Consider the following 12,071-nt stretch of genomic DNA (forward strand, 5'->3'; position numbering starts at 1 on the left):
CTCCTGTCAGTTTGTTTTTACTTCAGGAAAGTATAGATGGCAAAAATGACAGGTCGGGGAAGGAAGGAAAGTGAAAGGGCCGCCAGCATGGCTGACGGCCCAAATTCAGATTTGGACGAGCGTATTTTGATACTTTGAAAGCATCTCAGACAGCCGTTTCACCGGCTCGGTAACACTGTCCGGTGCATCATAAAGGGCCAGCTTTTCCTGATAGACATCCAGCTCGCGCAGCAAGCGTTGGAAATAATAACGGCGCTTCTCATCACTACGGACGGCAATGATACGATCGGCCGTGTGCCGTAACTGGCGGTGGAAGGCGGAAAGCTCCGCATTAATCGGCACGTCTGCCGCACGCAATCGTTGATGTCCAATGATCAACGTCAGGGCGATGCGGTATTTGTCGATGTCGCCGGGAAACAGGTTAAGCAATAAGAAGAGCTGCTGGTACAATGCTGGCAAATGGTTTTCACGCCGGCGCGCCTTATTGGTTGTCATTGCCGACACCGCAGCATACATAAAGCGGTTAAGCAATTTACGTCCTGTTCGCGCTTTCGATTTATCACGGATCAGCAGAATCACCATTAAGGCAAGAAAACTCCCGATCCACTGCCCCAGTGCGTTATCGATAAAAACCGTAAAGTTGAACTGCATCGGATTATCCAGCACCAGGACGTTAATCGTACCGGCCATCGCGCCCAGCGTACCAATCTGGCGGCGTTGAATGAGAATGCCTGAAATAAAGCCCAGTAAACCGATGGCAATGCACAGCAGCAGAGCGCTTTGCTGCGTATTGGGCAAGATGTACATAAAATAAAGCGCCCCCAGCGGTATCGCGACCGTCATGCCATAAACGAAGTCTTTCGCCATCATGAGCGGATTAGGCATGCGCATCGCCAGGGCTGTAATCACGCCAAGCATGACCATACAGCCACTACCTGAAGTCCAGCCGGTATAGAGCCAGAATAATGAGCCCAGTGCCGTCGCCACAAACGTACGAATACCATTTATCATCGCATGGTGGGTTTCTGCCGAACGCGCCTGAATCACGACTTCTCGCTGGAGAATGCGCGCTTCCAGATCGGTAATACGACTATTACTCTTCACACCATGAATCAACAGCTGGTATTCCGTTGCGGCACTCATCCAACTCCCCAACGTTTCCGGCACGGTTTTACTGCTGGCAGCCATGAGTCGCCGCATCGTTTTCAGACGTTTATGCACATCTTCTGGCGTCGTGGCCTCTTTTTCCGTCAGCACGCGATACTGCGTGGGAATGTACTCAGGACGTGAGTTCTGAATCAAAAACGTTTCCGCCGCCTGTGTAATCAGCGTCAGCGATAGCGTGTTTAGCATCTGCAGACGGCGGCTGGTATTTTGCCAGCGTGACGATTCCATCATTAACTGGCTACGCATACTGCTCAGCGCGGTTGTGCGTCGTACCAGCGCACTCCACGCTTTATCGACTTCCTCTTTGTCCTGATGTGCCACACACAGTTGCAGCAACCGGTAATGGGCCACCAGCAGCGACGTCACCTCGGCATCAATCACTTTTTTAATGGAGCGCGGGGAAAAAATCATGTCTGCCAGAATGGCGCAAAGGATGCCCAGGATAATTTCGCTACAGCGTTCCACCGCATATTGCGGAACCAGCGTAAGGCCGCTGCTGGCGTTTGCCGTGACCACGATAATTAATGCGGTATAGCCCGCGAGACCGAGCGCATAGGAATTTTCGACTTTAATCAGTGACGAAAGCCATACGCAAAAACCGGCCCAGATACAGCACAGCAACAGCATGACCACTGGCGCTCGCACAGTGGCAATCATGATAACCAGAGCGGCAACACAGCCAATTAAAGTACCGATAATACGCAGAAGACCGCGATAGCGTAATGCGCCAGAGTAGGGATCGCCTCCTGCCGCAAACGCCGTTCCCCCTGCAACAATCCCGGCGGTCATCACGGCCCAGCGCGGTGTTTCAAGGTTGAGATGAAAGCCGATCATCAACGCTGCCACCAGCGCAAAGGTCAGCTTTATCGGGAAACGCAGAAATTCGATCATATCGCCCTCTTAACCAAACTCACGCAGGCGGTTAAAGAAGGACATCATGGGTGAAACCGCCTGGTGCGGACGATCCTCCGCGCCAGTAATCACCACGGTCGCCGTCGTGCCGGCAGGGAACTGATTACCGGGCTGCTGATCAAGTCGGATGCGGACCGGTACGCGCTGAGCCAGGCGAACCCATTCCAGATTAGACTGAACGGTTGCCATCCCCTTGCTGTCAACACTGCTACTGCTGTTGGTTACGCCTGCCGCAATGCTGTCCACGGTGCCACGTAAGGTGATGTTGCTGCCCAATGGCGTGATCTCTGCCCGAAAGCCCGGTCTGACGCCGTGCAGTTTGGTCTCTTCCAGATAGGCCAGCACATAAAAGGAGTGCTGCTGCACCAGGGCGACCGCAACCGAGCCGCGCGTAATGAATTCACCCTGGTAAACATTCAGGTTCGTCACCCAGCCGTCTGACGGTGCCTTAATCGTGGTCCGTTCCAGATCAATTTTCGCCAGATCGCGGGTCGCAACAGATTTCGCCAGCTGGTGTTCTGTGGTTTGCAAATCGTTATTGGATTGCTCGATGGCTTCACGCGACATCGCAGAGGTGCCGAGTTGGTTACGACGTCCGGCCTCACGGCGTTTTTCATTCACCAGCGCCTGGTAATATTCTACGTCCGCCTGGGCTTCATCCAGCGCCTTTTGATAGCGGGGACGATCGACAACAAACAGCGTATCGCCTTTTTTAACGAGCTGGTTGTCATGAACCGGCACATCCGTAATTAACCCCGTGACATCAGGAGAAATGGCCACCACGTCGGCTGCAAATCTGGCGTCACGCGTCCAGGGCGATTCGGTGTAGAACACCCAGGCACGGAATATGATGATAACGGCGATGATGACCAGCAGGATGGTGATCGCGTAACGCGCGATTTTTCTTATAAGCGTGTTCACGTAAACCTCAAACGAATAAACGGGATACTAAATAAAATACACAGCAGTAGAGAGCTGTATTGAAGAGTGCCGGGTGCCAGACAAGATCGTAAATACCACTGGGCGTCAGCACGCGTTTCACCAGCCAAAACAGCATAAGTGAAACGATGAGTTCGATAAAAATGGGCGGAAAAGAGAGCCCAAACATGACAAAGACCGGAAGTACACTCATTAAAAATCCTTAGTTCGACACGGCCGGGATAGTCCACCGCCTTGATCGACGCAAAAGCCTGCGCCCTAAGCCACATCTGAACTACGGCTGGCTTAATAATAGCGTATCATCGGGTGTTTTCAGGTAATGAAGCGTCGCCAGGTGATACCCCGGTACGCTTATAGTAACGCGCTTAACTATACGTTTTCTACTGAATGTGATCTAAATCACTTTTTAGCCAGAGTAAACAATGGAACGACTTAAAGGTATGTCGATATTTGCCAAAGTGGTTGAATTAGGTTCTTTCACGGCGGCCGCACGACAGCTTCATCTCAGCGTGTCATCCATCAGCCAGATAATCGCCAGGCTGGAAGATGCCCTTCAGGTTAAGTTACTCAATCGCAGCACACGCAGCATCGGCCTGACCGAAGCGGGGAAAATTTACTATCAGGGTTGCCGCCGCATGCTGGCTGAAGCCAGCCAGGTACATGAGCAGTTATATGCGTTTAATAATACGCCTGTCGGGGTGTTACGGATTGGCAGTTCCTCCACGATGGCGCAGAACGTCCTGGCCGGCATGACCAGTGATATGTTGCGTGACTATCCCGGCCTGAGTGTCAATCTTGTCACCGGCATTCCTGCCCCCGATTTAATCGCCGATGGCCTGGACGTGGTTATTCGGGTGGGCGCATTGAAAGATTCCAGTCTGTTTTCACGCAGGCTGGGGGCAATGCCCATGGTGGTGTGTGCCGCTAAACCCTACCTGGCGCAGCATGGAACACCCGAAAAACCGGCAGACATTACAAAATTCGCCTGGCTGGAATACAGCGTTCGCCCCGACAACAATTTTGAATTGATTGCACCCGAAGGCCTTGTGACTCGTTTGTCACCTCAGGGGCGTTTCGTCACCAATGACTCCCAGACGTTAATTCGCTGGCTTAAGGCAGGCAACGGCATCGCCTATGTCCCGATGATGTGGGTGGCAGATGAGATCAAGAGCGGAGAGATCGATATTTTATTCCCACACTATCAATCCGACCCGCGTCCGGTTTATGCGTTATACACCGAAAAAGACAAGCTGCCGCTGAAAGTTCAGGTCTGTATCGACTACCTGACGCACTACTTTGAACAGGTTGCCGAGCAGTACAAGCAGCACCGAAAGACATAGCCCTTCGCCTTTAGCAAGGTACTCAACAGGGCATCACAAAGGTGCGGGACAGGACTTTAAACAGGCCTCATTTACGGCAGAGACAGGAAAATCGCGCCAGCGTTTACTGAATGTGGCGCCTTCAGGATGTAATAGTAGCGCACTAAAAAAACCCGCCAGCAGGCGGGTTTGTCAGGCTAATCAGGCGGTGCCGCCGATAGTCAGCTTGTCCAGCTTGAGCGTAGGCTGGCCCACGCCAACCGGCAGACTCTGGCCTTCTTTACCGCACACGCCAACGCCTTTATCGAGCGCCAGATCGTTGCCAACCATAGAGATTTGCTGCATTGCCTCAATACCGGAGCCGATCAATGTCGCCCCTTTTACCGGTTTGGTGACTTTGCCTTTCTCAATCAGATAGGCTTCGGACGTGGAGAACACAAATTTACCCGACGTAATATCGACCTGGCCGCCACCAAAATTAGGCGCATACAACCCGTATTCCACACTTTCAATAATGTCCTGCGGCGTCGATTTACCCGCCAGCATGTAGGTGTTGGTCATACGAGGCATTGGCAGGTGCGCATAAGATTCGCGACGACCGTTTCCGGTAGGATTCACGCCCATCAGCCGGGCATTCAGCTTGTCCTGCATGTAGCCTTTCAATACGCCATTTTCAATCAGTACGTTGTACTGTCCGGGTACGCCTTCATCGTCAATAGCCAGTGAACCGCGTAATCCCTCGATCGTGCCATCATCAACCACCGTACAGAGGTCAGACGCCACCAGTTGGCCCATCTTACCGCTAAAAACGGAGGTTCCACGGCGATTGAAGTCGCCTTCCAGACCATGACCTACCGCTTCATGCAGCAGCACGCCTGGCCAGCCCGCCCCCAGCACCACCGGTAAAGCGCCTGCAGGCGCAGCCACTGCGGAAAGATTGACCAGTGCCATGCGTACCGCTTCGCGTGCCCAGGCATCAGCGCGCACATCGCCATTTTCATCAGCGAGGAAAAACGCGTAACCAGTACGCGCACCGCCACCGCTGGTACCCCGTTCGCGTTTGCCCTGATCTTCCACCTGAACGCTGATGGACAGACGCACCAGCGGACGCACATCGGCGGCCAGGGTACCATCGGTTGCCGCCACCAGGACCTGCTCATATACGCCGGTCAGGCTGGCATTCACTTCCTGAACCCGTGGGTCAGCAGCCCGCGCAACCTGGTCAACACGATGTAACAGGGCGATTTTGTCTTCACGGCTGAGGCTGCCAAGCGGATCGACAGGCGCATAGAGCGCGCGGTTGACGACGGCTGACAGCGTGTGCGCCTTGCCATTCCCCTGCTCGCGTACGATGCTGCGGGCCGCTTCTGATGACAGACGCAGGGCATTCATTGTGATCTGATCGGCATAGGCGAAGCCGGTTTTTTCGCCGCTGACGGCGCGGACACCCACGCCCTGATCGATATGGTAGGAACCATCTTTAATGATTTTATCTTCCAGAACCCAGGATTCGTGGAAGCTGGACTGAAAATAAAGATCGGCATAGTCCAGACGACGTTCTGAAAGCTGCCCTAACAGGGAAAAAAGGTCCTGCTGATTAATGTTGTTAGCAGTTAGCAACTGCTCACTTACCAGATTCAGAGTCATCGTTTCTCACTCAATATGTGCTCGGATATTCATAGCCTGAGGCAATTATGTTACGCCGTCAAATATCACTTGTTATAGGTTTCGCGTGGCTTACGCATAACCTCGTCAATTTTGGGCCTATCGAGCGGGCCGCTGATGTGATAGCGCAGCACAGAAATTTTACTCCAGAGCGGCCCCAGAACCTTACTGGCCGCGAATACCGCGGCCCCGACGACCGGGTTAATCGCGAACGCGGTGGCGACACCAACGGAGGCGGAAATTTCCGGGGTAACTATGGCTTCCATATCAATCCGTCGCTTCACAAGATCCATATTGCCCTGCATGGCGATATCCGCCTCCAGCCCATCGACTGACAGGTTATCAGTACGGATGACGCCATCTTCAATCCAGGCGGTACCATTGATTGAATCGAAATAGAAACCCTGTTTAAAAGTATCACTGAAGTCGAAACGCAGTTTACGTAGCAGTGCATCAAAACTGAGCAGGCGCAAAATCTGCCCCGCCGCACCGGTATCCACATCCGTTATCTGGCCTTTACCAAAGTGTGTTTTCAGTGTGCCGCTCAGCGTTTCCGCTGATGGTTGCCAGGGTGCAGCGCGCCAGTGCAGGTCATAGTTAATTTTGAAAGGTGCATCGCGTAATGGCGTATTTACGCCGAACCAGTTGGTTGCGTTATTGATGTTGCTGCCCTGCAAGGTGCCTTTCAGCGAGGTACGCTGGTCGTTGGGCCGGTTAACCCATTCGCCCTGAATATTCAGACGCGAACTGCCTGTATCCACCAAGCCATTAGTAAGTGCTAACGTACTTCCTTTAGGTTGCAGCCCGGCGGAAACGCGCCCGTATTTTTGTCCCATCAGCCAGCATTCTGCACACTGAAACTGCACCGCAGGCCACTTGCTAAAGTCAATCTGGTCGCTTTTTTGCCCCAGTGGCGAAGCCGCGGTATTTTTTCCGTCAGCGCCCTGCCAGTCGGGATTGTAATAAAGATAATCCAGAGCAACTTGCCACGCTGCTGACGGCGAGGTCGTAAGCTGGCCACGTAACTCTTTGGCATTAACCTTCACCTGGGTTTTACCGCCCATTTCCTGGGTGAGGGTGGTATCCACGTCATGCCACTCTTGCCCTGCCAGACTGACAGCGGGGCTACGTAAGATAATATTGCCTGGCAACGTTGCCCCGCCCACCTTATGCTCACCCGACGGGCTGGCCGCTCCGCCTTCGCCCGCCATCAGGAGTGCCGCCCAGGCTTCGCCATCGAGCACAGGCAAATTCAGCACCATGCCTGAACGATCCGGCAGCGCCGGTGTGGTTTTGGTGTCGTTAAGCCAGATGCCTCGCTCAACGCGCAGCGTAGGCTCCAGCAGCCAGCGGCTGTTAAACCGGTGCCGCTCGTCAACGCTGCCGCTCAGATCGAAATGCGTTAAGTCGCCGTTTGCATTAACGGTAACCGGCAGGCTCTCGCCAGCCTTTTTGTCGAGTGGCGGAGGTAAGCGACTACTTACTTCCTTACCGTCTCCTTTGAGTTGCACGGCATAATGTGCACCGCCCTTGTGAGGCAAGGTGACGTTTACCTCACCTTGCCACGGAAGATGACCGGCCAGTTGGCTGCTAATCTGTCGGGGTATATCATTGATTTTTGCCAGTTGCCAGTCCGCCTGTAATTTGACGTTCACGCCAAAATCGTCAGGATTCTCCTGCGTCGTGAAGCTGACATCGATCGGCTGTCCAAACCAGTTGGCCTGCAGCGTATCGCTTTCGAGATTGCCGTTGTTATAGCGGAACTGCCCCGTCAAATGGGTCATTGTGGTATTCAGGGGTTTGATATGCAGGCTGTTGTTATTCATCTGCACATCCCCGCTGGCGTGAACATCTTTGCCATTCAATGGAATATCCAGCTTGAGATGACCTTTGGTCAGGCCTTTGACCTGGAGCTGTCCCAGTGCCACTCCCAGCGACGATTTGAGCGGCGTGTGCTGGAAGTACTCACCGATTTGCTGCCCGTCACCGCTGATATCGCCATTAATAATCAGCTTTTCCTTCAGGTAATCCGGGATGACAGCGCTGACATTACGGGCATCGACTTCACCCAGTTTCGCCAGTGGCGCATTCATCCACAGGCCGTCATTCAGGAAGTTAAGATCGATATCAAGATTGCTGAGATCGGGCCAGCCCGGCTGGAACGCATAGGTTGCCTGGCGTAACGGCACCCAAACCTGGAACATCCCGTCGTTGTGCTGGAAGGGAAAAAGCGCTGGATTACCGTTAAACAGCAGCGTGGCATTACTGACCTTGCCGCCTTTAATCGCACCGCTTAAATAGTGTGTCAGCGAGTGGCCCATTATCGGTGTCGGAAAATAGCGCCACGCATCACCAGCGTTCGTGACGTTAATGCCGGCCAGAATATTCAGTTGAGGTTGCGCATCACTGTTTTGCTGATAGCGGAAATCGCCGTGCGCCCAAAGGGAACGGGCCTGAATGTCAAGGTCGTGACCCGCCAGCGTCAGCCCCTGCTTATCCTGCGTCCAGTTAAGGTTGCCGGTGATCTGTTTGATCTCCAGCGGTGCCTGGAACATATCACCATAAGGCACCGTAGCCTGCCCCATCGCAATTGCGGCTTGCCCATCGTTCAGGCTGCCTGTCGCCTCACCATTAAGATGGCTGATGCCGGGAACCAGCTTCCAGTACTGCCAGCTAAAATCACGCCACTTTACCTGAAAGCGGGTCTGCTCGGGTTGTGCTAAGGGAATATCTAACGCAAGCCCATCAATCGTGCCCCGCGGCCGCAATGCACGCCAGTTATCAAACAGCGCAGGTGAGAGAGGCGCAAAAAGCGGCACCAGCGGCGCGATGCGATCTAATGCTAACTGCGTCGCACGAACGCGGACTTTGGCCTCGCTGTTGCTGCCCAGCATCTGCTCGTCCTGCGGTTGCCAGAACAGCGAAAAATGACCAGCAGGCCACGCATTGCCGTCTGTGCTGAGTTTGGTTTGCGGCACCGTTACCACCCAGCCATTTTTGTAACGCGAAAGGTGCGCCGTCAGACCATCAACGTTGAGAGTATGGGGACCGCTCTCGCCCTGCCAGCTTGCGCCGCCTTGACTTAACAACAGGTCGCCAGCGTAGATATCACCATCACGCAGAGTGACCCAGGCTGCCAGGCTAAACCGGGCGCTGTCCAGACGGGTGTTATCCCGTACCCAGCGGCCCAGCCAGGGGCGCATATCCACGTCATCAGCCTGCATCCAGATGCGACCGTCGTTGAGTAAGCCTTCGTTATCGTTCAGGTCGAGACGGACCTGCACAACACCGTGCTGTCCGGTAAAACTCGACAGGCTGACCTCACCTTCTGCGCGATGTCGCGTATGTTCGTTCAGCCAGGTGAGTTTAGGGATAGCCAGTTCAGCATGCTGACCGGATGGCGTGATAAAACCAATCGTGCTGTCGCGCAGATCGAAGTGATCGAACTGGCGTAAAAACAGATCGTTGATCTGGGTGAGCCTGAAGCTGTGCTTCTCGTTGTCACTGGTCAGGAGAGGCTGAGTGCTGTTAAAGTGCAACTGCCAGAACGTCAGATCGCGGAACTGCCAGCGCCAGTGGAGCAATGACTGCCAGACGTCCAGCGCAACGGTAATACGCGCGATCGAGAGCGTCCCCGTTTGTTTCATGTCCACGTTCAGGTCACGGATTTGCAGCGTGGGCCCAAAATTTTCCCACTTGCCCTTCAGCTGGCTGGCGTTAACATTGGCACCGCTGACGTCAGAAACAAACTCTAAGACCTGACTACGATAGTTATCGAGGTGCGGCATCGCCAGACGCAGCGCACTGACCAGCAGCGCCACAATCACAATGACTGTCGCGAGCAGCAGTAACATCACTCTTGGCAACTGCCTCACTCACACCTCTCCTTGTCTACCGTTAACGACGGATGGTTGCTGCTCATACCCGGCGTCTTATGACATAAGCGGTATGGGGCCACATTTTACCCTAAAATGTGCGGCCAGACATCGTGAGCCTGACCGGCCAGCACTACATCATGACCACATCGAACTGTTCCTGAGTATAGAGCGCTTCAACATGCACCTTTACCTGCTTGCCGACAAACAGCTCCACTTCCGCCAGCGCATGGGACTCATCCGTTTTCAACGCTTCGCCCACCGTCGGCGACACGTAGACCAGGAAACGGTCAGAATCATAAGCATGATGAACACGAACAATTTCACGCATAATTTCGTAGCACACTGTTTCGACGGTCTTCAGTGTGCCGCGCCCTTTACACACCGGGCAATCCTCACACAGCACGTGTTCGATACTTTCGCGCGTACGCTTGCGCGTCATTTCCACCAGCCCTAAGGCGGAAAACCCGCTGATGCCCGTCTTCACTCTGTCTTTACTGAGTGCGGTTTCCAGCGAATGCAGCACGCGACGGCGATGATCTTCATTACTCATATCAATGAAGTCGATAATGATGATGCCGCCAAGGTTACGTAGCCTCAGTTGGCGGGCGATCGCCTGTGTCGCTTCCACATTGGTGTTAAAAATAGTTTCATCAAGGTTTCGGTGTCCGACAAAGGCACCGGTGTTGATGTCGATTGTCGTCATCGCTTCAGTTTGGTCGATGATGAGGTATCCGCCAGATTTCAGTTCAACTTTACGTTCCAGTGAGCGCTGAATCTCGTTCTCAACATCAAACAGATCAAAGATGGGCTGTTTGCCATTGTAAAGCTCGAGCTTGCTGGACATCTCCGGGATGTATTCGCTGGTGAATTCCTTGAGGAGATCGCAGGTCAGGCGCGAATCGACACGAATGCGATCCAGCGCTGCGCCCGCAAAATCGCGCAGAATACGCTGCGCCAGCGCCAGCTCACCATAGAGTAAGCAACGGGTTTGATTGCGCTTTTTCCGCTCGCTGACTTTGGTCCAGAGCCGTTTCAGAAACGCAGCATCCTGCGCCAGCTCTTCTTCGCCAATGCCTTCCGCGGCGGTGCGGATGATGAAACCGCCCAGGTCGTCACAGTAGTCGGCCACGACGGCTTTAAGCCGTTCACGCTCTTTTTCACTGGCAATGCGTTGTGAAACGCCAACGTGTGAAGCGCCGGGCATAAACACCAGGTAGCGCGAGGGCAACGTGATATCTGTGGTCAGCCGCGCGCCTTTAGTGCCAAGGGGATCTTTCACCACCTGCACCACGAGATCCTGTCCCTGACGCACCAGCTCCGCGATATCACGTACCACGAAATTTTTCTTTTCGTCGCCCGCAACGCATTCTGTATGCGGCATGATGTCGGACGCATGCAGGAAGGCCGCTTTATCAAGCCCGATATCCACAAATGCCGCCTGCATGCCAGGCAAAACCCGGCTGACGCGCCCTTTGTAAATATTACCGACGATGCCCCGCCGGGCTTCGCGCTCAATGTGAATTTCCTGCAGGATACCGCCATCAATGTAGGCGACGCGCGTTTCAGCAGGCGTAACGTTAACCAGTAGTTCTGCCGTCATGTTAACCCCTTACGGCACGCAGTGACTGGAACTGGTCGATCAGTTCCGCGGTCTCAACCAACGGTAATCCGACGACTGCGTGATAACTTCCATTGATTTTACGAACAAAGTTTCCGCCCTTTCCCTGAATACCGTAAGCGCCTGCTTTATCCATAGGTTCACCTGTGGCGATGTACTCATTGATGTCGTGTGCGGTTAAGTTACGAAACGTCACCTCGGTGACCACCAGACAGTCCAGCACCTGCTGACGATCGGCGAGCGCGATAGCCGTCATGACCTGATGCGTTTTTCCCGAGAGTTTACTGAGCATTGCGCTGGCATGGTCGGCATCGTGGGGCTTTTCCAGCACCTCGCCATTGAGCACCACGATGGTGTCGGCACCCAGCACCGGTAAGTCTTGCCGGGCAAGCGTGACGCCCGCTTTAGCTTTGTCATGCGCCAGGCGTCGAACATAGCCCTCTGCCGTTTCACCGGGTTGACGTTGCTCTTCAACATCAGTGACAAGACGCTCGAAGGTGATGCCAAGCTGGCTCAGCAGTTCACGTCGGCGGGGAGACGCGGAGGCCAGATACAGGGTTACCATAAATTTCC

At 54.0% G+C, this 12,071-nt stretch carries 8 protein-coding genes; 1 reads left to right on the forward strand and 7 read right to left on the reverse strand.

The features are described from left to right. Window positions 1–105 precede the first annotated feature (105 nt). Genes aaeB through aaeX form a run of 3 tightly spaced genes read right to left on the reverse strand, consistent with a single transcriptional unit; the run spans window position 106 to window position 3,211 of the window. Window positions 106–2,058: a p-hydroxybenzoic acid efflux pump subunit AaeB gene (gene aaeB, locus C1N64_RS00880; protein ID WP_394515191.1), complete on the reverse strand. Its 1,953-nt coding sequence runs from the start codon at window positions 2,056–2,058 to the stop codon at window positions 106–108. A gap of 9 nt (window positions 2,059–2,067) precedes the next feature. Further along, the gene (gene aaeA, locus C1N64_RS00885) at window positions 2,068–3,000 is read right to left on the reverse strand and encodes a p-hydroxybenzoic acid efflux pump subunit AaeA (RefSeq protein ID WP_033740058.1); all 933 of its coding nucleotides are present in this window, start codon (window positions 2,998–3,000) and stop codon (window positions 2,068–2,070) included. A 7-nt stretch (window positions 3,001–3,007) separates the two neighbouring features. Next, entirely contained in the window at window positions 3,008–3,211 is a 204-nt protein-coding gene (gene aaeX, locus C1N64_RS00890) for a p-hydroxybenzoic acid efflux pump operon protein AaeX (protein WP_006120970.1), read from the reverse strand. A gap of 229 nt (window positions 3,212–3,440) precedes the next feature. On the opposite strand from aaeX, the gene aaeR reads away from it, so the two are divergent. After that, window positions 3,441–4,358, forward strand: a complete 918-nt coding sequence (aaeR, locus tag C1N64_RS00895; RefSeq protein WP_058702692.1) for an HTH-type transcriptional activator AaeR — start codon at window positions 3,441–3,443, stop codon at window positions 4,356–4,358. 180 nt (window positions 4,359–4,538) lie between these two features. Here aaeR and tldD read toward each other — a convergent pair whose 3' ends face one another. The 4 genes from tldD to C1N64_RS00915 all read right to left on the reverse strand — a co-directional run bounded on the left by tldD (window position 4,539) and on the right by C1N64_RS00915 (window position 12,063). Then, complete coding sequence (gene tldD / locus C1N64_RS00900; RefSeq protein WP_006120972.1) at window positions 4,539–5,984, reverse strand: metalloprotease TldD; 1,446 nt, start codon at window positions 5,982–5,984, stop codon at window positions 4,539–4,541. Between the two features lie 65 nt (window positions 5,985–6,049). Beyond that, window positions 6,050–9,877, reverse strand: a complete 3,828-nt coding sequence (gene yhdP, locus C1N64_RS00905; protein ID WP_394515192.1) for an AsmA2 domain-containing protein YhdP — start codon at window positions 9,875–9,877, stop codon at window positions 6,050–6,052. Window positions 9,878–10,010: 133 nt separating this feature from the next. Beyond that, window positions 10,011–11,480, reverse strand: coding sequence for a ribonuclease G (gene rng, locus C1N64_RS00910; RefSeq protein WP_033740062.1), 1,470 nt, complete (start codon window positions 11,478–11,480; stop codon window positions 10,011–10,013). Between the two features lies 1 nt (window position 11,481). After that, window positions 11,482–12,063 (reverse strand): Maf family protein, encoded by a 582-nt coding sequence (locus C1N64_RS00915; RefSeq protein WP_058702694.1) that lies wholly within the window; start codon window positions 12,061–12,063, stop codon window positions 11,482–11,484. Window positions 12,064–12,071: the final 8 nt, after the last annotated feature.

The organism is Pantoea sp. SGAir0215 (assembly GCF_043543215.1).